This window comes from Pseudomonas tensinigenes (genome assembly GCF_014268445.2).
GTDB classification, from domain to species: domain Bacteria; phylum Pseudomonadota; class Gammaproteobacteria; order Pseudomonadales; family Pseudomonadaceae; genus Aquipseudomonas; species Aquipseudomonas tensinigenes.
The window spans coordinates 1,371,732-1,397,107 of record NZ_CP077089.1 but is presented as its reverse complement, the minus strand read 5'-3'; the positions used below and the strand labels follow the sequence as shown (position 1 = coordinate 1,397,107).

Here is a 25,376-nt window from a genome sequence, read left to right as displayed (position 1 = left end):
TTATAGATACCGAAATCAGGGTTTGGTTCGACCTGACAAATGCTGATTGCACGCTTAACGCAGTGACTTCGCGTAAGACCGGGCAAAACTAGCACAGAGACGGGGAAATATCCGCCTCTAGCTACCCATTTGGTCAGCTTTATTGCTCTAAATCGGTAAAAAACTGCATAAGGCCGGTCGTGCGCCCCGGTTTCGCCCTACAACCCGCGCCAAAACCAGTGGTTGCGGTACACTTAGCGCTTTTTCGGGGGAGCCTGCCCTCCTCCCTTCCAACAGCCGAGAAGCCCATGCCGATCCGTCATTGCATCGTCCACCTGATCGACAAAAAACCCGACGGCACACCCGCAGTTCTGCACGCCCGTGACACGGAACTGGCCGAGTCTGCAGCCATCGAGAACATGCTCGCCGACCTCAACGAGAGCTATAACGCCAAACAGGGCAAAGCCTGGGGTCTGTTCCATCCGGAGTCCGGCGCATTCCCCTTCAGCGGCTGGCTGAAGGAATACATGGAAGGCGGCAAGGACTTCACCGCGTTCAGCAAAGTCGCGGTCGAGCACCTGCAAAAGCTGATGGAAGAATCGAACCTGTCCGTGGGTGGCCACGTGCTGTTCGCTCACTATCAGCAAGGCATGACCGATTACCTGGCGATCGCCCTGCTGCACCACAGCGAAGGCGTGGCGGTGACCGACGAGCTGGACGTGACCCCGTCGCGCCACCTCGACCTCGGTCAACTGCACCTGGCGGCGCGCATCAACGTTTCCGAGTGGCAGAACAACAAGCAGTCCAAGCAGTACATCTCGTTCATCAAGGGCAAGAACGGCAAAAAGGTTTCGGAATACTTCCGCGACTTCATCGGCTGCCAGGAAGGCGTCGACGGCCCGGGCGAGACGCGCACGCTGCTCAAGGCTTTCAGCGACTTCGTAGAAAGCGAAGACCTGCCGGAAGAATCCGCCCGCGAGAAGACCAAGACGTTGGTGGACTATGCCAGCAGCCAGGCCAAGCTCGGCGAACCGATGGGCCTGGAAGAGTTGTCCGAGCTGATCGACGAAGAACGGCCGAAAGCCTTCTACGATCACATCCGCAACAAGGATTACGGTCTGTCGCCAGAGATTCCGGCGGACAAACGCACCTTGAATCAATTCCGTCGCTTCACCGGACGCGCCGAAGGCCTGTCGATCAGCTTCGAAGCGCACCTGCTGGGCTCGAAGATCGAGTACGACGAAGAGGCTGGCACGCTGGTGATCAAAGGCCTGCCAACGTCGCTCACCGATCAGTTGAAGCGGCGTAACTGATGCTCGGCAATGTGCTGAAGAAAGTTGCACTGGCTCTGCTGGTGGTCGTGGTCTATCAGAACTGGGGCAAGATCGAGCGGGTGTTCAATCCGTCGCAGATGGTTGCAGAGCAGACGCGCGCGCAAGCCAACGTCGTGCTCTACGCCACCGACTGGTGCGGCTACTGCAAGCAGACGAAACGTTTTCTCGACAGCAAGGGGATTGCGTTCAAGGAGTTCGATATCGAGAAGGATGCCGAAGCGCGCAAGGCGTATGAGGCATTGGGTGGGCGCAGGATTCCGCTGATTGATGTGAACGGCACGTTGATTCGCGGATTCGACCCGGACGAAATCCTCGCGGCCCTGAAGTAAACAATGTGGGAGCGAGCCTGCTCGCGAAGACGGCTGATCATTCAACACTGTTGTTGTCTGACACAGCGCTTTCGCGAGCAGGCTCGCTCCCACAATGGATCTTTAGCGGGCTTCGATACGAAAACCGAAACGCGGGAAGTGCACATGCACCACACCGCCACGCTCGTCTTCGCGACGAATGATCAACTCTTCGCGACCGGCAAACAGCAACTCACCCACCACCGGATCAACCCCGTAATCGGTCGCAGAGATCGCCACCTGCTGCCCAGCCTTGAAGCCGTTCGGATCTACAAACTGCTCGCCAGGCAATGCCGCCGGTGTCGCGTTGCGTGCAACCTCAAGCGCCTCTTCCGACGTCATCGCACTGGCTGCGCCATGGCCAAAGCCCAGCACTCGGCCCAACCAGGCCGCAACTGCCGGATACTCATCCACTAGCGGTGCAGTGACGTGAGTGGCCTTGAGGAACCACAGCGGATGCGCCAATGCGAAGTCAGCAATCGACGGTTCACCAAAGAGGAAGTCGCCCTGCTCGCGCTGCAACTGCTGCTCCAGTCGCGCCATGATCGTCGGCCACTGGTGCTTGGCTTGTTCGGCAGACAAACGCGTGGCGCTGCCACCGGAGAACAAGCCGGCGCGATCGGCGATAAAAGCCTTGATCGCTTCCGGCGGCAACTTGGCGAAGCGCACGGCCACCGATTCCGGCTGAAACACCAGGCTCACCGCATGCTGAAACACCACCGAATCAGCCCATGTGGCAAAACTCGCTGCGGTGAATTCCTGACCTTCGGGGAAGAACGCCGGCAAGGCTTTTTCCTGCTCCAGGCGACGGGCGATCAGCGATGTGTCGCAATAGATATCAGCGCCAATCTGCAGCACCGGGGTCTTGCGGTAGCCACCAGTCAGCGCGGTCAGATCCGGTTTCGGCATCACCGGCGAGATGTGCACCGAGCGCCACGACAAGCCTTTGAAGCCCAGCAGCAAGCGGGCCTTCTCGGCAAATGGAGAGGTCGGGTAATGGTGGAGAATCAACTCGGACATGCTCGGCTCCGCCGCTCAGATAGTGAGCCAGCAGCTTAGCGTGCATTTGCTTAGCAGCCTACAGATCTGCCTGATGGGAACTGATCAGTCAGATTGATAAGACGCGACCAGACACTCCTTCGCGCTCTTCCTGAGTTTTTTGATTAACCGTTCCTGGCGCAACGCATCGCTTTTATCGCGGCACAGTTCGGTATAAACCAGCGCCATGGCCGGGCTGGAAAGGAAGAACCGCGCGCCTTTGCCGCTTTGATGCTTGGCGAAGCGACGCACCGGATCATCGCTGATCCCGCAGTACAACGAGCCATTGGCGGCGCGAACGAGGTAGACGAACCAGGATTTGCTCACCGGTTCGGCGACATCGACAGATTTTTCGCTAAGGCTGGTCACTTCGGGATCAAGACGTGTAGGAAACAGGCGGCGATCTTATCAGCGACCGGCCTGGAATGCCTTCAGTCCCTTCAGCGCCTGAGCGCGTACGGCGTTGCGCACCAGCGGTGTCCAGCCGAGCAGCAGGCCTTTGAAACCCAGCGCCTGACGCGACCAGCGCCACAGATCGAAGTGGTCGTGGTGCTCGCAGATCTTGCCGTCACGAAAGACAAAACGGGCCTGGATATCGTTGATGACGATGTTGCCGGTCTGGCTGAACAGGTAGGTCGCGACCCAATGTGCGCCGCCGCTGCGCTCGTCGGCGCGGACGTTGTCGAAGGTCAGGGAGAAGTCCTTGGCGCGTGTGGTGAGCATGCGCCACATGTCGCCGGCATCGCGCCCGCGCAGTTCACCGAAGGCCGGATCGCTGAATACTACGTCGTCGGTGTAGCAGGCGGCCATGGCTTCGGCATCCAGGCGCTGGAAAGCCTGATAGAAACGGGTGATCAACGCGGCGTGGGCTTCACTCATGGGCAAACTCCAAAATAGGTACAGAGTGCCAGCACGATAATCCGCAATGCGCAGAAACACTATCGGCATTCGTAAACCGAATTCCCGAAGTACACAAAACCACTGTAGGAGTGAGCCTGCTCGCGATTGCGTTCTTCCAGCCCACAATGCGCAAACGGACACACCGCTATCGCGAGCAGGCTCACTCCTACAGTTTGAGCGGTGTCAGATTCTTTCGCTTTGCACTTGCACGTACAGCGCACGCCCGGCGCCAAGCCCGGCAATGATCGCGCCTGTACCAATGATGCCGAAGATCCAGCCCACCGCATTCCAGCCGCCGGTCCAGTCATGCACCACGCCGACCGCGAACGGCCCCATCGACGCCAGCGTGTAGCCGAAGCCCTGAGACATGCTCGACAGGTTCGCCGCAACATGGGAATCGCGCGAACGCAGCACAATCAACGTCAACGCCAGACTGAACGTACCGCCCTGCCCCAGACCCAGCAAAATCGCCCAGCCCCACAGGCCTTCGATCGGCGCGTACAGGCAGCCGAACAGACCGCCAAGGGTCAGCGCCATGACCACGACGATGGCCAGACGCTGATCCTTGCCGCGAGTGGCCAGCCATGGTGCGGCCAACGAGCTGGCCAGTTGAATGATCACCGAACCGGACAACACCAGGCCGGCCTGGGTTGGCGTCAGGCCGCGACCAATCAGGATCGACGGCAACCAGCCAAAGACGATGTAGGCCAGCGACGATTGCAGGCCCATGTACAAGGTCACCTGCCAGGCCAGCGGATCACGCAGCAGACCGCGCACACGGTAAGCGACATTGTGCGCGCCATGCTTTTGCCCGACTTGCGGCAACCAGAACACCGCCGCAACCAGCGCCGGAATCACCCAGAAACCCAGGCCCATCGCCCAGCCACCTCCGAAGTGCTCACTGAGCGGCACACTGGAGCCCGCTGCCATAGCCGCGCCCAGGCACAGCGCCATGGTGTAGACGCCGGTCATGGTGCCGGCGTGTTTGGCGAAGTCGCGCTTGACGATCCCCGGCAGCAGAACACCGATGATGCCGATGCTGGCGCCGCCCAATACGCTGCCGGCGAACAAGCCGATCTCGCCAAAGTTGCTGCGCAAAATGATTCCGCCTGCCAGTGTCAGCAGAATCCCCAGCACCACCCGCTCAGCGCCAAAACGCCGCGCCAGAATCGGTGCCAGTGGCGCAAACAAACCGAGGCAAAGCACCGGCAACGTGGTCAGCAAACCGGCCTGAGCCGCCGACAAGCCGAGGCTTTTGGAAACGTCGCTGAGCAACGGCGCCATGCTCGACAACGCCGGACGCAAGTTCAGCGCCACCAGAATCAGCCCCAGCAGCAACAGCCACGGCCGGCGCACCAGCGGATGGCTTTGTTGCACTTGTTCGTCATCGGCCTCGGCGTCGATCAGCAGTTCTTCAAGCTCTGCCGTGCGCTTCGGGGCTGTGGATATCTTACTGCGGGACATGGTTTTCTCGGTTTCAAGGTTCATTGATCAACTGCCTCGACAAGGCTTTGGCCCGTTCCGGGTCGCGTTGCTCGACCGCATCGAGCAACGCGATGTGCAGGTCGAACACTTCCTGACGGCGCGGGACGATGTTCAGCGTCTGGCGCAACTGCGCGCCGACGATGCTGGAGAAATAGCGATACAACTCGCTGAGGGTCGGGTTGTGCGCGGCGTCGACCAAGCGACGGTGGAACACCAGATCGCAGGCGATGTAGGTGTCGAGATCGCCGTGGTAGTGAGTGCCGCTGGTGCCGAGCGCCTCGCGCAATGCGACGAGGTCTTCGTCGGTGCGGCGTAGCGCTGCCAAGCCGATGGCCTCGACTTCGAGGATGTGCCGGGTTTCCCGTGCCTGATCGAGCGAGCAGCGCGACAGCGCTTTCAACGTGTCGAGCGGATCGACCACCGCGCGCAAATAACTGCCGTCGCCCTGGCGAATTTCGATAAGTCCGGAAAACGCCAGCACGCGCATGGCTTCGCGCACGGTGTTGCGGCTGATGCCCAGCTCGGCGCAGAGCTCGGGTTCGGTCGGCAACCGCTCGCCAACCTGCCAGGCACCACTGTTGATGCGCTGACGGAGTTGATCCAAGGCCTGATCGACCAGGGATCGTTTGATGAGTGGAGAAATGTCTGACATAGGATTCGCCCTTTCATCCAATCATAGGATGAATTTTCTGACATGTTAGTCAGACCCGTGTAGGACGGCAACCACCTAGGGTCAATCGGAGACACATGAAGCGGTATTTTCGATTGGTCAAAATTACCCTTTAAGGGTAATTTCAGGGACAGGGTTTTGGTTTCTTATGGAAAAGAACACACCCCATTACGACTTGGCGGTGATCAAGGCGGATGTCAGGTGACTTGGCTGGAGGGCTTTCACGCACACGGCAAGAAAAACGGGCACTGCACTCAAACTCACTCTCGAAGAGATGCAAGAAATCGTTCTCAAGCTGCAGCGCAGCATGTTGTACAAATCGATGACGACTTATGACGATCACCGTATTTGGCAAGACGTCTATCACATCCAATCACATGGTTTGGAGATTTACATCAAGGTGTCATATCACTACGACAGGCGCCCACCCGTGATCTCTTTCAAGGAGAACCATTCATGAATACGCAGCAGTGTGTCAGTTGCGGCGCTCCGGAAGGCATGGTGCATTTCAAGGGTCGAGGCGAAACCGTGAGCGCCAAGGGAATGGAGCGTCGGATCGACGATTTGTCGGGCTGGGAGTGCCAGAAGTGCGGTGAGGTCGAATTGGACGATGAGTGCGGGCAGCGGTATTCCGACGCATGCGATGAACTCGTTATCGCCTGTAGAAAAATGGTAGGTGACGAAATGAAAAAGATCCGTCGCAAACTGCACCTGACGCAAAAGGAAACGGTGCAATTGCTTTCAGGGGGCGGGCACAACGCATTTTCACGATACGAGCGCGGCGAGGTACTTCCGCCGAAAGCATTGATGCTGCTTATGCGTCTGCTGGATCGCTATCCACACTTGCTTGCCGACGCGAGAGTCTTGGCTGAAGGGGCTGATTTAAGAGGCGCGTTCAAGTTCACTGAGCACAAAGAACAAGAACCTCTCACCGCCTCCTGACCCACAAAAAACAAACCCGGCACAAGGCCGGGTTGTTTTTACACACAAACCATCAATGCAAAATCTGACTCAAGAACAACTTCGTCCGCTCATTCTGCGGATTATCGAAGAAGTCATTCGGCGCCGCCTGCTCAACGATTTCACCTTTATCCATGAAGATCACACGGTTCGCCACGGTGCGGGCAAAGCCCATTTCGTGAGTCACGCAGAGCATGGTCATGCCGTCTTCGGCCAGACCGATCATGGTGTCCAGAACCTCTTTCACCATCTCCGGATCGAGCGCTGAAGTCGGTTCATCGAACAGCATGATTTTCGGTTTCATGCACAGCGCGCGAGCAATCGCCACACGCTGCTGCTGACCACCGGACAGTTGCCCCGGGAATTTGTGCGCCTGCTCCGGAATGCGTACGCGCTCCAGATAATGCATGGCGATTTCCTCGGCCTTGCGCTTGGGCATCTTGCGCACCCACATCGGCGCCAGGGTGCAGTTCTGCAAAATGGTCAGGTGCGGGAACAGGTTGAAGTGCTGGAACACCATGCCGACTTCGCGGCGGATCGCTTCGATCTGCTTGAGGTCGTTGGTCAGTTCCACGCCATCAACAACGATGCGGCCCTGCTGGTGTTCTTCCAGACGATTGAGGCAACGAATCGTCGTCGATTTGCCGGAACCCGACGGGCCGCACAGGACGATACGCTCGCCCTGTTTGACGTTGAGGTTGATGTCTTTCAGCACGTGGAACTGGCCGTACCACTTGTTGACGCCCTGCATCTGAATAATGCCTTCAGGACCTGCAGGCTTTTTGATTGCTTCGCTCATTTACAGAGAACTCCTAACGCTTGTGGCCAGTGTCGAGCTTGCGTTCCAGATGCATGGAATAGCGCGACATACCAAAACAGAAAATCCAGAACACCAGGGCGGCGAACACGTAGCCTTCGGTGGCCATGCCCAGCCATTTCGGATCGGCAGCGGCTTGCTTGACGCTGTTGAGCAGGTCAAACAGGCCGATGATGATCACAAGGCTGGTGTCCTTGAACAGCGCAATGAAGGTGTTGACGATGCCGGGAATCACCAGCTTCAGGGCTTGCGGCAGAATCACCAGGCCCATCGAGCGCCAGTAACCGAGGCCCATCGCCGCAGCCGCTTCGTACTGACCTTTGGGAATCGCTTGCAGACCGCCGCGCACCACTTCGGCGACATAGGCCGACTGGAACAGGATCACGCCGATCAGCGCCCGCAGCAGCTTGTCAAAGTTCATGCCTTCCGGCAGGAACAGCGGCAGCATCACCGAAGACATGAACAGCACGGTAATCAACGGCACGCCGCGCCAGAACTCGATGAAGGTCACGCAGACCACACGAATCGCCGGCATGTTCGAGCGACGACCCAACGCCAGCACAATCCCCAGCGGCAAAGCACCGGCAATACCGACAGTGGCGATCACCAGGGTCAGCATCAGGCCGCCCCACTGGCTGGTTGCCACCGGGGTCAGACCGAAACCGCCGTGCAGCAGGGTGAACGCAATGATCGGGTACAACACCAGGAAGCTCAGCCCGTAGATCGCTTTACGCGGCACACGCGAGATGAACAATGGCGCCGCGCCGATCACCGCCAGCCACACGGTCAGGTCGACGCGCCAGCGCAGTTCCGTCGGGTAGTAGCCGTACATGAACTGGCCGAAACGCTGCTGAATGAACACCCAGCAGGCGCCCTCCTTGGTGCAGTCGGCGCGGGTGGTGCCGACCCAGTTGGCATCGACAATCGCCCAACTGAGGATCGGTGGCACCACGAGGTAGATCAGGTAGAACGCAAACAGCGTCAGCAGGGTATTGAGCCAGCTGGAGAACATGTTCGCGCGCATCCACGCCACCACGCCGATGCTGCTGTTCGGTGGGGGCATGTCGGGTTTGAAAGTATGAGTACTCATGCGCTTTTCCTTACCGCTCGATCAGCGCAATGCGCTTGTTGTACCAGTTCATCAGCAGGGAAATGCTGATACTGATCGCCAGGTACACGCTCATGGTGATGGCAATCACCTCGATCGCCTGACCGGTCTGGTTAAGCACCGTGCCGGCGAACAGCGACACCATTTCCGGGTAACCGATACCGGCGGCCAGCGAAGAGTTTTTCGCCAGGTTGAGGTATTGGCTGGTCAGCGGCGGAATGATCACGCGCAGGGCTTGCGGAATGATCACCTTGCGCAGGGTCGGACCGTTGCGCAGGCCGAGGGAACGCGCCGCTTCGGTCTGACCATGGCTGACCGACTTGATCCCGGAACGCACGATCTCGGCAATGAACGCCGCGGTGTACACGGTCAGGGCCAAGGTCAAGGCAAGCAGCTCCGGGATCAGCACCCAGCCGCCAACAAAGTTGAAGCCTTTGAGCTCGGGCATTTCCCAATGCAGCGGAGCGCCGAAGATCAGTGCGCACAAGGTCGGGATCACCAGCAGAATCGCCAGGCCTACCCAGAACTTGTGGAACGGCACGCCGGTTTCTTCAAAGCGTTTGTTGGCCCAGCGCGTCATCAGCACGATGCCGACAATGGCCACCACGATGCTGATCACGAACGCCCAGAAACCATCAGCCGCCAGCGCGGCCGGCATGTTCAGGCCACGGCTGCTGACGAAGAAGGTGTCGCCGAAGTTGTGGCTGTTGCGCGGCCCCGGCATGGTCAGGAATACCGCGAAGTACCAGAACAGGATTTGCAGCAGCGGCGGAATGTTGCGGAACACTTCCACATACACAGTCGCCAGTTTGCTGATGATCCAGTTCTGCGACAGCCGCGCCACACCGATGATGAAACCGAGGATCGTCGCCAGAACCACGCCGATCACCGTCACCAACAAAGTGTTAAGCAGACCGATGACAAAGACGCGGGCATAGCTGTCCGCTTCGGTGTAGTCGATCAGGTGTTGAGCGATGCCGAACCCGGCACTGCGCTCCAGAAAGCCGAAACCGGAGGTAATGCCCCGGTGCTGAAGGTTGGTTTGCGTGTTGTCGAACAAGTACCAGCCCAGCGAGACCACCGCCACAACGGTGATGATCTGGAATAGCCACGCACGCACTCGTGGATCGCTGAGGCTGAGCCTCTGCTTTGGTGCGCCGATTGAATTTTGCATGAAGTGCCCCGGAAAAAATGGAACAAGAACATCACCCGGCGGTTGGCCCGCCGGGTGATAGAACCATTAGCGCACTGGTGGTGCGTACTGAATGCCGCCGTTGTTCCACAGGGCGTTCAAGCCGCGGTCGATTTCCAGCGGAGTGCTCTTGCCGAGGTTTTTCTCGAAGATTTCGCCGTAGTTGCCGACTTGTTTGACGATCTGCACAACCCAGTCTTTCGGCAGTTTCAGGTCTTTGCCGTACTCGCCGTCAGCGCCGAGCATACGGGCAACGTCCGGGTTCTTGGTCGACTTGGCTTCAGCTTCGACGTTTTTCGAAGTGATGCCGGCTTCTTCGGTGTTGAGCAGCGCGTAGCCGACCCAACGGACGATGGCCAGCCACTCGTCGTCGCCGTTACGCACGACCGGGCCCAGCGGTTCTTTGGAAATGGTTTCCGGCAGAACCACGTAGTCCTTCGGCGATGCCAGCTTGGAGCGCTGGGCGAACAGTTGGGACTTGTCGGAGGTCAGCACGTCGCAACGACCGGATTCCAGCGACTTGGCGCTTTCATCGGAGGTGTCGAAAGTGATCGGGGTGTATTTCAGACCGTTGCCACGGAAGTAGTCGGAAACGTTCAGCTCGGTGGTGGTGCCAGCCTGGATGCAGATGGTTGCACCGTCCAGCTCTTTGGCACTCTTCACGCCCAGTTTGTTATTCACCAGGAAGCCGATGCCGTCGTAGTAGGTAATGAAGCCCGGGAATTTCAGGCCCATGCCCGCGTCACGCGAACTGGTCATGGTGGTGTTGCGCGACAGGATGTCGATCTCGCCCGATTGCAGCGCGGTGAAGCGCTCCTTGGCGTTCAACTGACTGAACTTGACCTTGGTCGCGTCGCCGAATACGGCAGCGGCCACAGCGCGGCAGACGTCAGCGTCGATCCCGAGGATCTTGCCGGTTGCGTCCGGTACCGAGAAGCCCGGCAGACCGTCGCTCACGCCACACTGCACGAAACCTTTCTTCTGCACTGCATCCAGGGTTGCACCCGCCTGAGCGAACCCGCTGACACCGAGTACTGTTGCTGCAGTCACGATGGCCAGGGTGGATTTCAACATCTTCATTCAAACCTCCAGTTTTGCTCTTGTTGTGTCGGAGCTTGAGTCCAGTCGCACCCTTTTGAGGCGTTGTTGACCCGTGTTGGCTTTTTTTGGGGTCAACCGACGTAAGACCTTCGCTATGAGTCTAGTAGGAGAAAATCCACATCATGGACAACTCACTTCTCACCAATCGGCCGAACGGGCTGTAGCCCTTTCACGTTCGCTGCGCCCGTAGCGGCCATTGGCGAACATCCATCACCGGATTCTTTGCCATCCCGTCGCGGGTCGTACACTGATAGTGTTACCGCCACGCGTAGGATGCTTCGTACAGAACCTTCCATAGCAAAGCCCGTACCACACCGCTCGCCGAATCGATTCGGCGACAGGTCAATAGCAAAACTTGTAACCTTGCGACATCTTCTTAACGGATCAACCGGACGCGCACTCGAATCACGCACTCAATGAGAGCGCCCGCACATATTTGGAGCAGACATGACCGAGCCCTTGATTCTTCAGCCTGTTAAGCCCGCAGACGCCTGCGTGATCTGGCTGCACGGCCTCGGCGCCGATCGCTATGACTTTTTGCCAGTGGCCGAAGCGCTGCAAGAAAGCTTGCTGAGCACACGCTTCGTGCTGCCGCAGGCGCCCACACTTCCAGTGACGATAAATGGCGGATATGCCATGCCGAGCTGGTACGACATTAAAGCCATGAGCCCGGCGCGGGCGATTGACCGTGACCAGTTGGAAGCATCGGCGGATCGCATCATCGAATTGATCGAAAACGAGCGCGCCAGCGGAATAGACGCCTCGCGGATTTTCCTTGCCGGTTTTTCCCAAGGTGGCGCTGTCGTTTTGCACACCGCTTTTGTGAAATGGCAAGGCGCACTGGGTGGTGTACTTGCTCTGTCGACTTATGCGCCGACGTTCAGCGATGACATGCAGCTTTCAGCCAGTCAGCAGCGGATTCCCGCGCTGTGTCTGCACGGTCAGTTCGATGGCGTGGTGCAGAACTCGATGGGCCGCAGTGCCTACGAGCATTTGGTGAAGCATGGTGTCACCGTGACATGGCAGGAATACCCAATGGAGCACGAAGTGTTACCCGAGGAAATTCGCGACATCGGCGTCTGGTTGAGCGAACGTCTGCGCTAAGCGTCGAGATTAAAATCGCCCTTTGATCCCTCCCCCTACGCCGCGCCCGTTTCTTGCATTACACTGGCCGGCGTACATTCCTTAACCAATTGATGAGATGACCGTGCTCAAAGCACTCAAGAAGATGTTCGGTAAAAGCGAGGCTGAGCAGCTCGCGCCAGTTCCCAGTGCGCCGTCGCACGCCCCCGGTCATCGCAGCGATGCCCCACAGGCCGACCGCCCCGCTCACGTAGCGGCACCGAAGGCAGAACCGCAACCTGCACCGGCCGCGTCAATCGCCGCCGAACCTGCCCGCAGCGAAGCGCCGAAACCGGCCAGACCGCGCCGCGAACCGAAGCCCAAGGCACCGGTTATTCCGTGGAAACTCGAAGATTTCGTCGTCGAGCCACAGGAAGGCAAAACCCGCTTCCATGATTTCAAACTGTCGCCAGAACTGATGCACGCCATTCAGGATCTGGGCTTCCCGTATTGCACGCCGATCCAGGCGCAGGTGCTGGGTTTCACCCTCGCCGGCAAAGACGCCATTGGTCGCGCACAGACCGGCACCGGCAAAACCGCCGCGTTTCTGATTTCGATCATCACCCAACTGTTGCAAACGCCGCCGCCGAAAGAACGCTACATGGGCGAACCCCGTGCGCTGATCATCGCGCCGACCCGTGAGCTGGTGGTGCAGATCGCCAAGGACGCCGCCGACCTGACCAAGTACACCGGCCTCAACGTCATGACGTTTGTTGGCGGCATGGACTTTGACAAGCAGCTCAAGCACCTCGAAGCGCGCCACTGCGACATTCTCGTGGCAACCCCGGGCCGCCTGCTCGACTTCAACCAGCGCGGCGACGTGCATCTGGACATGGTCGAAGTGATGGTGCTGGACGAAGCCGACCGCATGCTCGACATGGGCTTCATCCCGCAAGTACGCCAGATCATTCGCCAGACGCCGCCGAAGTCCGAGCGCCAGACCTTGCTGTTCTCCGCGACCTTCACTGAAGACGTGATGAACCTCGCAAAGCAATGGACGACCGATCCGTCCATCGTCGAAATCGAAGTCACCAACGTCGCCAGCGAAAACGTCGAGCAACACATCTACGCCGTGGCCGGTGCCGACAAGTACAAATTGCTCTACAACCTGGTCAACGATAATGGCTGGGAGCGGGTGATGGTCTTCGCCAACCGCAAGGACGAAGTGCGCCGCATTGAAGAACGTCTGGTGCGCGACGGTGTGAATGCGGCGCAGTTGTCCGGCGACGTGCCGCAGCACAAGCGCATCAAGACTCTGGAAGGTTTCCGCGAAGGCAAGATTCGCGTACTGGTCGCCACCGATGTGGCCGGTCGCGGCATCCACATCGACGGCATCAGCCACGTGATCAACTTCACCCTGCCGGAAGTCCCGGACGACTACGTGCACCGCATCGGCCGGACCGGTCGTGCTGGCGCCGACGGCGTGTCGATCAGCTTCGCCGGTGAGGACGACTCCTACCAGTTGCCGTCCATCGAAGAAAAGCTCGGTCGCAAGATCAGCTGTGAAACGCCGCCGACGCATCTGTTGCGTGCGGTTGAGCGCAAGCGTCCGCAGTAAGCGACGTTTAAAAGAAAAGCGCAGCCGGCAACGGACTGCGCTTTTTTTTCGCCCGGCGTTTCATGAGGTGCTTGCGGGAGAAAACTAAAAGTCCATAATGGACAAATTAGTTTAAATAAGACTCCGGAGCCTGACATGTCCAGTACGCCCTACGTGATCGACCAGCATCAGGCCCGCGAGCTTCTGGTGCGCATCGACGTGCCGCAGATTCTGCGCAAACTGTTTCGCGATCTTGCAGCGGGTAATGCCGTGCAACCGGCGCAACAACTGGTGGAATTTCCTCAAGGTGCCGGCGACTTCATCAACTACTTGGGCGTACTGGCTGAAGACGGCGTGTACGGTGTGAAGACCTCGCCCTACATCGTTCGTGAGCAAGGCCCGCTGGTGACGGCGTGGACGCTGCTGATGTCGATGAAAACCGGCCAACCGCTGCTGCTCTGCGATGCCGGTGAACTGACCACCGCGCGCACCGCCGCGACCACCGCCGTTGCGGTCGACGCCCTCGCTCCGGTCAATGCCACGCGACTGGCGATCATCGGCAGCGGCAAGGTTGCCCAGGCGCATTTGCACTACGTGAAATCGCTGCGTGACTGGCAGAGCATCAGCCTGTATTCGCCTAGCCTGTCCGCCGACGCGCAAACCCAGGCATTGTTGAAAGCCATCACGCCCAATCTGAAAATTGCCGATAGCCGTGAAGCGGCCATTGCCGAGGCTGATGTGATCATGCTGTGCACCTCGTCCCCCGGCCAGGTGATCGATCCTGCCGCGCTGAGCAAACCGGCCCTGATCACCTCGATCAGCACCAACGCCCCACGTGCCCACGAAGTCCCGCCGCAGAGCCTCAACGACATGCAGGTGTTCTGCGACTATCGTCTGACCACGCCGGGGTCGGCCGGGGAGATGTTGATTGCCAGTGAACAACATGGCTGGAGCAAGGATTTAATTGTTGGTGATCTCGCCGATCTGCTCAGCGAAAAAGTGCAGCGCCCGGATTACGATCGTCACGTGTTTTTCCGCTCAATCGGCTTGGGCCTGGAAGACATCGCCCTCGCCAATGCGATTTATCGCTTGACCCACTAACAGCACGAATCCCCTGTGGGAGCGAGCCTGCTCGCGAATGCGGTCTGATATTCACCGAAGATGTCGACTGACACACCGCTTTCGCGAGCAGGCTCGCTCCCACAAGGGACTAGCGAACGCTTTGATATTGCGTATCCACTGGAGACCTTCATGAGCCAGGCAGATTTCATCATCATCGGCGGCGGGATTGCCGGCGCTTCCAGCGGTTTCTGGCTGTCGCCCCACGGCAAAGTGATCGTGCTCGAACGTGAATCGCACCCGGCCTATCACTCCACCGGACGCTCCGCCGCGCTGTTCACCGCCGCGTACGGCACACCACAAGTACGCGCCCTGACCCAGGCCAGTCGTGCGTTTTTCGATCATCCGCCGGCCGGTTTCTGCGAACACCCGCTGCTGACCCCACGCGGCGAGATGACCGTGGATTTCACCGGCGACTCTGCCGAACTGAACAACCAATACCTCAGCGCCAAAGCCACCGTGCCGGAGATGCAATTGCTCAGCGCCGACGAAGCCTGTGCGCGACTGCCGATCCTGCGCCGGGAAAAAGTCCACGGCGCGATCTACGACCCGAGCGCCAGTGACATCGACACCGACGCCCTGCACCAAGGTTACCTGCGCGGCATCCGCCGTAACCACGGCGAAGTGCACACCGATTGCGAAGTACTCGGCCTGAACCGCGACGCCGACGGCCTCTGGCACGTGCAAACCAACGGCCAGACCTTCAGCGCACCGGTAATCATCAACGCCGCCGGCGCCTGGGCCGACAAAATCGGCGCACTGGCCGGCGCCAAGCCGCTGGGCCTGCAACCGAAACGCCGCGCCGCATTTATTTTCGCCGGCCCCGAAGGCCTCGATATTCATCACTGGCCAATGCTGGTCAGCCTCGACGAATCCTTCTATATGAAGCCTGACGCCGGCATGTTCCTCGGCTCGCCGGCCAACGCCGACCCGGTCGAACCTCACGATGTGCAGCCGGAAGAACTGGACATCGCCATGGGCATCTACCAGATCGAAGAAGCCACGACGCTGACCATCCGCCGCCCGACCCGCACCTGGGCCGGGCTGCGCAGTTTCGTCGGCGATGGTGATCTGCTCAGCGGTTTCGATCCGCAGGTGCCGGGGCTGTTCTGGGTCGCCGCGCAAGGCGGCTACGGCATCCAGACTTCGCCAGCGATGGGCCAGGCCAGTGCGGCATTGGTGCGCGGCGAGCCGTTGCCCGAGCACTTGCGCAACTTCGGCCTGAGCAGCGCCATGCTCTCCCCTGCCCGCCTCGCCTGATCGTCCACCCGGATGACGCGCACAACGGATTGCGGCACACTCGCAGCGCCTCCTGATCACGGGGGCGTTGACGCTGCCTGGAGCTCCACTGTCATGACCGCCCCTGAGTTCGACCCGGCGCTGGATAACTTCCGCGCCATCGCCGATGCCATCGCCACACTGTTCTTTCCGCACGCCGAAGTAGTGCTGCACGACCTGCGCACGCAGAAGGTCGATTACATCGCCAACAACCTGTCCAAACGCGAGATCGGCGACGACTCGTCGCTGGAAGACATGCTCAGTGAGGATGTCAGTGACCGCAATATCGGTCCGTACGAAAAGCTCAATTGGGACGGCCAGAAGATTCGCAGCCTGAGCAGCGTCCTGCGCGACAGCGAAGGCCTGCCGCTGGCGGTGCTGTGCATCAATCTGAATATTTCGCTGTTCGAAAATGCCAAGGCGGCGCTGGACCTGTTCCTCTCGCCGAGCAAGCTGATTCCACAACCGGACTCACTGTTTCGTGATGACTGGCAGGAGCGCATCAACACTTTCCTCCACGCCTGGCTGCGTGAGCGGCAACTGAGCCTGAATGTGCTGACCCGCGATCACAAGCGTGAACTGGTGCTGGCACTGCACGCCGAAGGCGCGTTCAAAGGCAAGAGCGCCTCGAACTATGTGGCCAATGTGCTGAACATGGGGCGGGCGACGGTGTACAAGCATTTGAAGGAAATGAAGGGCTAGAGATTTGCGGTGATTTCTCTGACGCCATCGCGAGCAGGCTCACTCCTACAGGGGGAACGCATTCCAAATGTAGGAGTGAGCCTGCTCGCGATAGCGGACTATCAGTCGCCGTAGATATCGGACTTGAAATACTTCTCGGAAATCTTCTGGTACTCGCCACTCGCACGAATGCCATCAATCGCGCCATTCAACTGGCTGACCAGTTCGGCATTACCCTTGCGCACCGCAATCCCCGCGCCCTCGCCCACGTACTTCGGATCCTTCAACTCAGGCCCGACAAACGCATAACCCTTGCCCCGCGGCATCGACAGAAAGTCATTGAGCGGAATAGTGTCGGCAAAAATCGCATCCAGCCGCCCCGCCGCCAGATCCATGTAGATCTCTTCGTTGTTGCTGTAGCGCTTGACGTTGATGCCCTTCGGCTCGAACACCTCGGTGGCATAACGGTCAGTAGTCGTTGCGCGCTGCACGCCGACGTTCTTGCCCTTGAGGCTGGCGTACTGGTCATCGACCGTTGCGCCTTCCTTCATCACCAGTCGCGACGAAGTGAAGTAGTACTTGTGGGTGAAATCCACCGACTTCTTGCGGTCTTCGTTGATGGTCATCGATGACAGCGCCATGTCGATTTTCTTCACTTTCAGCGAAGGGATCAGACCATCAAACTCACCTTCGACCCACACGCACTTGACCTTCATCTGCGCGCACAGGGCGTTGCCGATGTCGTAGTCGAAACCGACGATTTCGCCTTTATCGGTTTTCGACGCAAATGGCGGGTAAGCGGCTTCGATGCCGATGCGCAGGGTTTGTTCGGCGGCGAACGCGCTGGCTGAGGCTAACAGGCTGAGGACCAGACCGGTGATGAGGGGGAGTTTCTTCATGTTCGTTCTCTCGCAGGTTGTTGTTGGTTTGGCAAGACAGAAGAAAGAGCTGAAAAACAGATGGGATTTTTTGTACTTGGAAATCCATACTGGACTTATATGTACATGCCGTCAATCGGGCCAGGCGGGAGGATTGTGGTGATGCAGATGACGCCTTCGCGAGCAGGCTCGCTCCCACAGGGGATCTGTAGCGAACACAATATCTGCGTTCATGAAGATCCAATGTGGGAGCGAGCTTGCTCGCGAAGGCTTACTGAAGGGCGCTACAAGACTTACTTTTTCCAGCGATCCGCCGCGGCATGATCACTGTCCCGCCCTTCAACCCAACGCGGGCCATCGCTGGTGTTTTCTTTCTTCCAGAACGGTGCACGGGTTTTCAGGTAGTCCATGACGAAAGCGCAGGCATCGAATGCGGCCTGGCGATGGGCACTGGCGGCGCCGACAAACACGATCGGCTCACCCGGCTCCAGCGCGCCGATGCGGTGCAGCACTTCCAGCTTCAACAGCGGCCAGCGCTGTTCGGCTTCGATGGCGATCTTGCCAAGGGCCTTTTCGGTCATGCCTGGGTAGTGTTCAAGGAACATCCCGGCCACATCCAGCCCATCGTTGAAGTCGCGCACGTAGCCGACAAAACTCACCACTGCGCCGACGCCGACATTAGCCGCGTGCATCGCGTTGACTTCAGCGCCTGGGTCGAACGGCGTGGCCTGCACACGAATCGCCATGGCTCAGCCTCCGGTCACGGTGGGGAAAAACGCCACTTCGTCGCCATCGACCACTGGTTCATCGAGCTGGCAGAGGTCTTCGTTACGTGCGCACATCAGGTTCTGTTCGCTCAGCACTTCAGCGCCATCACGTTGCGCCAACAGCACACGCACGTCGTCGACGGTAGCGAAATCACCCTCAATCTTCAGCGAATCCACGCCCAAAGCTTCACGGTAACGGGCAAAAAATTTCACGGTCAGGTTCATGGCTGCTCCGCTTGAAAGTGCCCGCTCTTGCCGCCGACCTTCTCCAGCAAGCGCACGCTTTCGATGGTCATGCCACGATCGACGGCTTTGCACATGTCATAAATGGTCAGGGCGGCAACGCTGGCGGCGGTCAATGCTTCCATTTCCACACCGGTCTGCCCGGACAATTTGCAACGGGCGACGATGCGCACGGTGTCATCGCCATCCGCGCTGAGTTCGACTTTGACGCCGGTGAGCATCAGCGGATGGCACAGGGGAATCAGATCGCTGGTTTTCTTCGCCGCTTGAATGCCGGCAATGCGCGCCACGGCGAACACGTCGCCCTTGGGATGGCCGCCGCTGACGATCATCTGCAGCGTTGCGGGGAGCATGCGCACCAGCGCTTGGGCCGTCGCTTCACGGAACGTCACGGCTTTTTCGGTGACGTCGACCATGTTGGCGCGACCTTGGGAATCGAGATGAGTCAGCACGGGATTACTCCTGATCAGGAGCGTGGATTGTAAACCTGCGGGTCAAAATTCCGCATCACTGATTATGAAATCACCGTTGCCCCCTGTGGGAGCGAGCCTGCTCGCGAAAGCGGATTCAGATTCACTATAAATGTCGACTGATACACCGTATTCGCGAGCAGGCTCGCTCCCACAGGGGATATGCATTTATCCATAAAAAAACCGGGCGGCTTTTTGGCCGCCCGGTTTTGGATGAAGGGTTACAGATGGGTTTCGGCGTATTCAGCCAGAATCGAGCGAGGCACCCCTTGCAGGGTGATGTGCACACCGTTGGGGAAATCCTTGAAGCGTTCGGTCAGGTAGGTCAGCCCGGAGCTGGTCGCGGACAGGTAAGGGGTGTCGATCTGTGCGAGGTTGCCCAGGCACACCACTTTGGAACCGGCGCCGGCACGGGTGATGATGGTTTTCATCTGGTGCGGCGTGAGGTTCTGGCATTCGTCGATCAGGATCAGGCTCTGCTGGAAGCTGCGACCGCGAATGTAGTTGAGCGATTTGAACTGCAACGGCACTTTGCTGAGGATGTAATCGACGCTGCCATGGGTGTTTTCGTCATCCATGTGCAAGGCTTCGAGGTTGTCGGTGATGGCGCCCAGCCAAGGCTCCATTTTTTCCGCTTCGGTGCCGGGCAGGAAACCGATCTCCTGGTCAAGGCCCTGCACGCTGCGAGTGGCGATGATTCGGCGATAACGTTTGCTGACCATGGTCTGCTCGATCGCAGCGGCCAGCGCCAGAATGGTCTTACCGGAACCGGCGGCGCCGGACAGGTTGACCAGATGGATGTCCGGATCCAGCAGCGCATACAGCGCCAGGCTCTGATAGATGTCGCGCGGTTTGAGCCCCCACGCCTCTTGGTGCAGCAGCGGTTCCTGATGCAGGTCGAGGATCAGCAGTTTGGCCTCGTCAATCTCCTTGATCCAGCCGACAAAGCCCTGTTCATCAATGATGAACTCGTTGATGTGCACTGCCGGCAAGTTGTCGATCAGTTGCACTTGATGCCAGGTGCGGCCGTGATCCTGACGGGTGTCGACCTTGCTCACGCGGTCCCAGAAGGAGCCGGTCATGTTGTGGTAGCCGTTGGGCAACAGGGACACGTCGTCGACCAGTTGGTCGGTGCTGTAGTCCTCGGAGGCAATACCGCAGGCGCGCGCCTTGAGGCGCATGTTGATGTCTTTGGTGACCAGCACCACCGGTTTTTTCGGGTCGCGGGTGTGCAGGTCGATCAGTTGGTTGATGATTTTGTTGTCGTTCAGATGCTCGGGCAGAATCAGGTTCGATTCGGCCTGCTTGCTCATCAGAATTGACAGCAAGCCCTTCGGTCCGCCCTTGCCGCGCTGGATCGGCACACCCAGTTCGACGTCTTCCGGGGACGCATCGCCCAGGGTCTTGTCGATCAACCGGATGGCCTGACGGCATTCAGCAGCCACGCTGTGATGCCCGCTCTTGAGCTTGTCCAGCTCTTCAAGCACGGTCATCGGGATCGCGACGTGGTGTTCTTCGAAATTCAGCAGGGCGTTTGGATCGTGAATCAATACGTTGGTATCGAGTACATAAAGGATTGGCTGGTTGGAGGAAGGGCTACGTCCGTGATCATCCATACTCGGTCACCTTTGTCAGAGCCAGTAGACGCAATACCTGAGCGGTGCTGCGCCTCGAAGTGACTGCCGAAATCTCACCTGCGGAGATTCAAGTGACTGCAAACAAACGGGTCTTGGAAGACGCCACCTGTGTTGCAGGTTTCGGCGGTCTGTCTTCGTAATACTCCAAAACCGATGACATAAAAAAGTACTTTGACGGTTTTTTTAAGTTTATTTTGCAGAGTGACGAAAAGCCCTTGGCGGACTGTCCATAGCCCGCTAAAGTCGGAAGTCCGCCTGCACCGAAATCCCGTAAAAAATCACCCCAAGCCCAATGTTTCCGGGCTTTTGCCGTTTCTCAGCGAAACGCATCCTGACAGTCTTCCCAACCGATGCCGCTCTGCGCGGTTTGCGTGATCAGCCACGGCAACGAAGTCTTCACCGCGTCCTGCTTCATGTTGAAATTGATCACCCCATGGCGCCACAACAGCATCAGCGTCAGTACCCGCTGCGCGCTCGCTGAGCCCTTGAGTTTGCCGGCGCCGTCCTGGGCGTCGATGTCCCACAGCGCCACTTGCAGGCCCTGGGTATTGAAAAAACCTTGCGCATCGCTGCGACGCTGCCCTTCCGGCGGACGGAACAGCGGCACGTAGTTCTCCGGCAACTTGCTCTTCACCAGATCAGCACTGCGTCGCACCGAATCCTGCCAGTCCTGCCAGTGGCTGTGGGAACGGAACTCCCAACCCTGCACGCCGACGCACTGTTTCGAGAACCCGGCTTGCAGGCTGCTGACCGAACGATCGGCCAGCCGCGCCTGAATATCCTTGCCCAACACAAAGAACGTGCCGCTCAGGTTGGACTTGCGCAGGTATTCGGTGAGCCAGTCAGTGTTGTCCGGTTGCAGGTTGGCGGCGCTGTCGAAGGTCAGCAAAAACAGCCGGTCATGCATCTCGTCGCCGTTACGCTCGTAGTCGCCGAAACGATCGATTTCGCTGCTGGTCTGCGGTGACAGCGCCGCCTTGCGCATCAGTTCATCCAGATACTGCAAATGGAAGATCCGGCTCGGCTCGGCCCACTTGGTGTAATAGCTGTCATCGCTGACCACGAACTTGGCAGCTTGCTCACGCAGGGTCGGCAGGTCTTCGACGAGGAAACAGAACGAGGCGTCCTGATCGCAGCTTTGCTGGGCGTAGTTGTAGTTGGCCAACAGCCGCTGCCAGAGACGCTGGCGCAGGCTGTTGATCGCGTCGATGTTGATCGTGCGCAGGCCCAGACGCTGAGCCAAAGCGGCTTCGTCCATCGATTCGGTACCGAGCAGGCCACGGGCGAACATGAGGATTTCTGCCCGTGAAGCCACATCAAACAGCGTCGGATTGCTGAGCTGCTCCGGCCAGGTGCTGCGATCCAGCGTCGCCACATCACCCGGCGCCGCGATGGCACCGAAGCTCAACAGCCACGCGGTGAATAAAAGAACAATGCGCAAAAGGGATGTCTCCATAACAAAACCCGCGCGGCACTATAGCTGATCCTGCCCCATTTCCCGCAGCAACACATATCCCCTGTGGGAGCGAGCCTGCTCGCGAATGCGGTGTATCAGTCGATATTTATAGTGAATCTGAATCCGCTTTCGCGAGCAGGCTCGCTCCCACAGGGGTGTTGAGTTAAGCCGTCGATCACCTATGGGCTTGATAGCTGGAGTCAACACCGACAACCCCCTAGAATCGCCCCCACGATTAAAGGAGACGACTTCATGCTGATGGTGATTTCCCCCGCCAAGACCCTCGATTACGAAACACCGCCGGCGACCCAGCGCTTCACCCAGCCGCAATACCTCGACCACTCGCAGGAACTGATCCAGCAATTGCGCGAGCTGACGCCGGCGCAGATCAGCGAACTGATGCACGTGTCAGACAAGATCGGCGGGCTCAACGCCGCGCGTTTCGGCAGCTGGACGCCTGCGTTCACCCCGGACAACGCCAAACAGGCGCTGCTCGCCTTCAAGGGCGACGTCTATACCGGTCTCGACGCGCAATCCTTCAGCGAAGCCAACTTCGACTACGCGCAAAAACACTTGCGTATGCTCTCCGGCCTCTATGGCCTGCTGCGCCCGCTCGACCTGATGCAGCCGTACCGTCTGGAAATGGGCACCAAACTGGCCAACGCCCGTGGCAAAGATCTGTACGCCTTCTGGGGCACGCGCATCAGCGAGTGGTTGAACGAAGCACTGGCCGATCAGGGCGATGACGTGCTGCTCAACCTCGCTTCCAACGAGTACTTCTCGGCGGTCAAGCGCACAGCTCTGAACGCGCGGATCATCAATACAGAGTTCAAGGATCAGAAGAACGGCCAGTACAAGATCATCAGTTTCTACGCGAAGAAAGCGCGGGGCCTGATGAGCCGTTTCGTGATTCAGGAAAAGATCAACGATCCGGCCCTGCTCAAGCAGTTCGATGTGCAGGGTTATCGCTACAGCGCCGAACAGTCGAAACCGGACAATCTGGTGTTTTTGCGCGACCACGCCCCCGAATAAAGCATGCCCAATGCACGACTCTTTCTATAAAGAGTCGTGCAGCTCGCACGATGTCAAAAAACCCTCGCTACATTTCGCCATTTTACTGGCGCCAGAAAAACCTCCCTGTCTTTTCTAAGATTAGTTTCACTCGACACTGATCATTTTTTTCAGTAGTGGCACCTAAATTTTTTCACCGTAGTGGCACAAAACTATCTAACGTGATTTTTCGCCTGTTATTAAAGGTCGAAAACGAAAGTGCTATCAAATTGAGACTAGTGCCATCTCTGACAATATTTCAAGAAATTTCAACTTTCGCGATGAGCGGGCAGGAACTTCGTCCGAATGCATAGCTCATACCACCGGTAACGATTCTCGCCGAGTTTGTACGAGATAACTTACGCAGAGCAGATAGCCATGTAACCAAGTTGTCACAGCAACTTGCCTAGATGACTAACTAGTCTCAAAACAGACGATGAACAGGAGATACGCACCATTTATATCCCCTACAAAGGCCATGGCCGCGCCCTTATAAACGTGCTCGCCTGAGCACCCAACCGCTTGATTCACGGGACTTTAATCCTGACATCGAGCGCGCAAGACGATTGCACAAGAGTCTTCTCCAAAGAAGATCGGCTGCATAACAGGGCAAGTCATAACAACAAGGCCTGGTTGCGCACATCTTGAGTGCACTTATTTAGACACTCGGAACTTAGTATGCCTGCACACGGCATTGTGGCGCCTGTATGCCGCACTTTCGAGTGCACTAATGAACGCTGAACACCATTAACTCCGGCCTTCTAAGGCCTGATATATACAGAGGTAATTGCGATGCGCATCAGCATATTTGGTTTGGGTTACGTTGGCGCAGTATGTGCCGGTTGCCTGTCTGCACGGGGCCATGACGTAGTTGGCGTCGATGTTGCCAAAGACAAGATCGACATGATCAACGCCGGCAAGTCGCCAATTGTTGAACCGGGCCTGGGCGAACTTCTGCAACAGGGTATCCAGACCGGTCGTCTGCGTGGCACGACCAACTTCGCCGAAGCGATTCGTGACACCGACCTGTCGATGATCTGCGTTGGCACGCCGAGCAAGAAGAACGGCGACCTCGAACTGAACTACATCGAAGCGGTATGCCGCGAGATCGGTTTTGTTCTGCGTGAAAAAACCACTCGCCACACCATCGTCGTGCGCAGCACCGTGCTGCCGGGCACCGTCGCCAACGTGGTGATCCCGATTCTCGAAGACTGCTCGGGCAAGAAGGCCGGTGTCGACTTCGGCGTTGCGGTCAACCCGGAATTCCTGCGTGAATCCACCGCGATTGCCGATTACGACCTGCCACCGATGACCGTCATCGGCGAGTTCGACAAGGCCTCGGGCGACGTTCTGCAATCGCTGTACGAAGAACTCGACGCACCGATCATCCGCAAGGACATCGCCGTTGCCGAGATGATCAAGTACACCTGCAACGTCTGGCACGCGACCAAAGTGACCTTCGCCAACGAGATCGGCAACATCGCCAAAGCCGTCGGCGTCGATGGCCGTGAAGTGATGGACGTGGTCTGCCAGGACAAGACCCTCAACCTGTCCCAGTACTACATGCGCCCGGGCTTCGCCTTCGGCGGTTCGTGCCTGCCGAAAGACGTGCGCGCCCTGACCTACCGCGCCGGTTCGCTGGACGTCGAAGCGCCGCTGCTCAACTCGCTGATGCGCAGCAACGAATCGCAAGTGCAGAACGCCTTCGACATCGTTGAAAGCCACGACAAACGCAAAGTCGCCCTGCTCGGTCTGAGCTTCAAGGCCGGTACCGACGACCTGCGCGAAAGCCCGCTGGTAGAGCTGGCCGAGATGCTGATCGGCAAGGGTTACGACCTGAGCATCTACGACAGCAACGTCGAGTACGCCCGTGTTCACGGCGCGAACAAGGACTACATCGAGTCGAAGATCCCGCACGTTTCGTCCCTGCTCAACGCGGACTTCGATTCGGTGATCGACAACTCCGACGTGATCATCCTCGGCAACCGCGACGAGAAGTTCCGCCCGTTGGCGCAGCAAGCGCCGCACGGCAAACAGGTCATCGACCTGGTGGGCTTCATGGCCAAAGCCACCGACGCCGGTACTCGCACCGAAGGTATCTGCTGGTAAAGCAGCCCTAAGCGACAAGCCTCGAGCTGCAAGCCAAAGCGTTCCGCTTGCAGCTCGAAGCTTGCGGCTTGAAGCCTTCTCACCTTCGGATGACGTTG

25 protein-coding genes and 1 pseudogene are annotated in these 25,376 nt (G+C 58.5%); 11 read left to right on the top strand and 15 right to left on the bottom strand.

Features of this window, described 5'->3' with window-relative positions:
- Window positions 1-287: 287 nt before the first annotated feature.
- Together yejK and HU718_RS06030 are read left to right on the top strand one after the other, a co-directional pair.
- The gene (gene yejK / locus HU718_RS06035) at window positions 288-1,292 is read left to right on the top strand and encodes a nucleoid-associated protein YejK (protein WP_007909053.1); all 1,005 of its coding nucleotides are present in this window, start codon (window positions 288-290) and stop codon (window positions 1,290-1,292) included.
- Window positions 1,292-1,642: a glutaredoxin family protein gene (locus HU718_RS06030; protein WP_186612396.1), complete on the top strand. Its 351-nt coding sequence runs from the start codon at window positions 1,292-1,294 to the stop codon at window positions 1,640-1,642. Before yejK ends, HU718_RS06030 begins: the two co-directional genes overlap by 1 nt.
- Before the next feature lie 102 nt (window positions 1,643-1,744).
- On the opposite strand, the gene HU718_RS06025 is transcribed toward HU718_RS06030, so the two are convergent.
- The 5 genes from HU718_RS06025 to HU718_RS06005 all read right to left on the bottom strand — a co-directional run bounded on the left by HU718_RS06025 (window position 1,745) and on the right by HU718_RS06005 (window position 5,735).
- On the bottom strand, window positions 1,745-2,680 hold the full coding sequence (locus HU718_RS06025) for a glutathione S-transferase family protein (RefSeq protein ID WP_186612394.1): 936 nt from the start codon (window positions 2,678-2,680) through the stop codon (window positions 1,745-1,747).
- Window positions 2,681-2,764: 84 nt separating this feature from the next.
- Window positions 2,765-3,067 carry a GIY-YIG nuclease family protein gene (locus tag HU718_RS06020; RefSeq protein ID WP_008083651.1) on the bottom strand — a complete coding sequence of 101 codons (303 nt, stop codon included), beginning with the start codon at window positions 3,065-3,067 and terminating at the stop codon, window positions 2,765-2,767.
- Window positions 3,068-3,106: 39 nt separating this feature from the next.
- Entirely contained in the window at window positions 3,107-3,577 is a 471-nt protein-coding gene (locus HU718_RS06015; RefSeq protein WP_077571232.1) for a nuclear transport factor 2 family protein, read from the bottom strand.
- A gap of 204 nt (window positions 3,578-3,781) precedes the next feature.
- Window positions 3,782-5,086 (bottom strand): CynX/NimT family MFS transporter, encoded by a 1,305-nt coding sequence (locus HU718_RS06010; RefSeq protein ID WP_186612393.1) that lies wholly within the window; start codon window positions 5,084-5,086, stop codon window positions 3,782-3,784.
- Window positions 5,076-5,735 carry a FadR/GntR family transcriptional regulator gene (locus HU718_RS06005; protein ID WP_186612392.1) on the bottom strand — a complete coding sequence of 220 codons (660 nt, stop codon included), beginning with the start codon at window positions 5,733-5,735 and terminating at the stop codon, window positions 5,076-5,078. Before HU718_RS06005 ends, HU718_RS06010 begins: the two co-directional genes overlap by 11 nt.
- A 166-nt stretch (window positions 5,736-5,901) precedes the next feature.
- Between HU718_RS06005 and HU718_RS06000 the strand changes: the two are divergent.
- Together HU718_RS06000 and HU718_RS05995 are read left to right on the top strand one after the other, a co-directional pair.
- Window positions 5,902-6,213: pseudogene (locus tag HU718_RS06000) on the top strand (type II toxin-antitoxin system MqsR family toxin).
- Complete coding sequence (locus tag HU718_RS05995; RefSeq protein WP_134174754.1) at window positions 6,210-6,695, top strand: type II TA system antitoxin MqsA family protein; 486 nt, start codon at window positions 6,210-6,212, stop codon at window positions 6,693-6,695. Before HU718_RS06000 ends, HU718_RS05995 begins: the two are co-directional and overlap by 4 nt.
- A gap of 52 nt (window positions 6,696-6,747) precedes the next feature.
- Here the strand turns inward: HU718_RS05995 and HU718_RS05990 are convergent, their stop codons facing one another.
- The 4 genes from HU718_RS05990 to HU718_RS05975 all read right to left on the bottom strand — a co-directional run bounded on the left by HU718_RS05990 (window position 6,748) and on the right by HU718_RS05975 (window position 10,910).
- Window positions 6,748-7,512, bottom strand: coding sequence for an amino acid ABC transporter ATP-binding protein (locus HU718_RS05990; protein WP_038357653.1), 765 nt, complete (start codon window positions 7,510-7,512; stop codon window positions 6,748-6,750).
- Between the two features lie 13 nt (window positions 7,513-7,525).
- On the bottom strand, window positions 7,526-8,620 hold the full coding sequence (locus HU718_RS05985) for an amino acid ABC transporter permease (protein WP_007949911.1): 1,095 nt from the start codon (window positions 8,618-8,620) through the stop codon (window positions 7,526-7,528).
- 10 nt (window positions 8,621-8,630) lie between these two features.
- Window positions 8,631-9,812, bottom strand: coding sequence for an amino acid ABC transporter permease (locus tag HU718_RS05980; protein ID WP_007914329.1), 1,182 nt, complete (start codon window positions 9,810-9,812; stop codon window positions 8,631-8,633).
- A 66-nt stretch (window positions 9,813-9,878) separates the two neighbouring features.
- Window positions 9,879-10,910, bottom strand: coding sequence for an amino acid ABC transporter substrate-binding protein (locus tag HU718_RS05975; protein ID WP_007914328.1), 1,032 nt, complete (start codon window positions 10,908-10,910; stop codon window positions 9,879-9,881).
- Between the two features lie 468 nt (window positions 10,911-11,378).
- Here HU718_RS05975 and HU718_RS05970 point away from each other — a divergent pair, with 468 nt between their 5' ends.
- From HU718_RS05970 to HU718_RS05950, 5 genes are all read left to right on the top strand, one after another.
- Window positions 11,379-12,035, top strand: a complete 657-nt coding sequence (locus HU718_RS05970; RefSeq protein ID WP_095119382.1) for an alpha/beta hydrolase — start codon at window positions 11,379-11,381, stop codon at window positions 12,033-12,035.
- Between the two features lie 97 nt (window positions 12,036-12,132).
- Entirely contained in the window at window positions 12,133-13,611 is a 1,479-nt protein-coding gene (gene rhlB, locus HU718_RS05965; RefSeq protein ID WP_095119383.1) for an ATP-dependent RNA helicase RhlB, read from the top strand.
- Window positions 13,612-13,746: 135 nt separating this feature from the next.
- Entirely contained in the window at window positions 13,747-14,691 is a 945-nt protein-coding gene (locus HU718_RS05960) for an ornithine cyclodeaminase family protein (protein WP_186612391.1), read from the top strand.
- Between the two features lie 150 nt (window positions 14,692-14,841).
- Window positions 14,842-15,969, top strand: a complete 1,128-nt coding sequence (locus HU718_RS05955) for an NAD(P)/FAD-dependent oxidoreductase (RefSeq protein ID WP_186612390.1) — start codon at window positions 14,842-14,844, stop codon at window positions 15,967-15,969.
- 93 nt (window positions 15,970-16,062) lie between these two features.
- On the top strand, window positions 16,063-16,689 hold the full coding sequence (locus tag HU718_RS05950) for a helix-turn-helix transcriptional regulator (protein WP_064393297.1): 627 nt from the start codon (window positions 16,063-16,065) through the stop codon (window positions 16,687-16,689).
- Window positions 16,690-16,790: 101 nt separating this feature from the next.
- Here the strand turns inward: HU718_RS05950 and HU718_RS05945 are convergent, their stop codons facing one another.
- The 6 genes from HU718_RS05945 to HU718_RS05920 all read right to left on the bottom strand — a co-directional run bounded on the left by HU718_RS05945 (window position 16,791) and on the right by HU718_RS05920 (window position 22,119).
- Window positions 16,791-17,567: an ABC transporter substrate-binding protein gene (locus HU718_RS05945; RefSeq protein ID WP_186612389.1), complete on the bottom strand. Its 777-nt coding sequence runs from the start codon at window positions 17,565-17,567 to the stop codon at window positions 16,791-16,793.
- A gap of 272 nt (window positions 17,568-17,839) precedes the next feature.
- Window positions 17,840-18,292 carry a molybdopterin synthase catalytic subunit MoaE gene (gene moaE / locus HU718_RS05940; protein WP_038357637.1) on the bottom strand — a complete coding sequence of 151 codons (453 nt, stop codon included), beginning with the start codon at window positions 18,290-18,292 and terminating at the stop codon, window positions 17,840-17,842.
- Window positions 18,293-18,295: 3 nt separating this feature from the next.
- Window positions 18,296-18,538: a MoaD/ThiS family protein gene (locus HU718_RS05935; RefSeq protein ID WP_186612388.1), complete on the bottom strand. Its 243-nt coding sequence runs from the start codon at window positions 18,536-18,538 to the stop codon at window positions 18,296-18,298.
- A complete protein-coding gene (moaC, locus tag HU718_RS05930) occupies window positions 18,535-19,008 on the bottom strand; it encodes a cyclic pyranopterin monophosphate synthase MoaC (RefSeq protein ID WP_038357633.1) in 474 nt (157 codons plus the stop codon). The genes HU718_RS05935 and moaC overlap by 4 nt, the downstream gene beginning before the upstream one ends.
- A 239-nt stretch (window positions 19,009-19,247) precedes the next feature.
- Window positions 19,248-20,642, bottom strand: a complete 1,395-nt coding sequence (locus HU718_RS05925) for a PhoH family protein (protein ID WP_102900624.1) — start codon at window positions 20,640-20,642, stop codon at window positions 19,248-19,250.
- 337 nt (window positions 20,643-20,979) lie between these two features.
- Window positions 20,980-22,119 carry a polysaccharide deacetylase family protein gene (locus HU718_RS05920; protein ID WP_437180872.1) on the bottom strand — a complete coding sequence of 380 codons (1,140 nt, stop codon included), beginning with the start codon at window positions 22,117-22,119 and terminating at the stop codon, window positions 20,980-20,982.
- A 252-nt stretch (window positions 22,120-22,371) separates the two neighbouring features.
- Here HU718_RS05920 and yaaA point away from each other — a divergent pair, with 252 nt between their 5' ends.
- Together yaaA and HU718_RS05910 are read left to right on the top strand one after the other, a co-directional pair.
- A complete protein-coding gene (gene yaaA, locus HU718_RS05915) occupies window positions 22,372-23,151 on the top strand; it encodes a peroxide stress protein YaaA (protein ID WP_150729538.1) in 780 nt (259 codons plus the stop codon).
- An 810-nt stretch (window positions 23,152-23,961) separates the two neighbouring features.
- The gene (locus HU718_RS05910; RefSeq protein ID WP_095119390.1) at window positions 23,962-25,278 is read left to right on the top strand and encodes a nucleotide sugar dehydrogenase; all 1,317 of its coding nucleotides are present in this window, start codon (window positions 23,962-23,964) and stop codon (window positions 25,276-25,278) included.
- The last annotated feature ends 98 nt before the right edge of the window (window positions 25,279-25,376 follow it).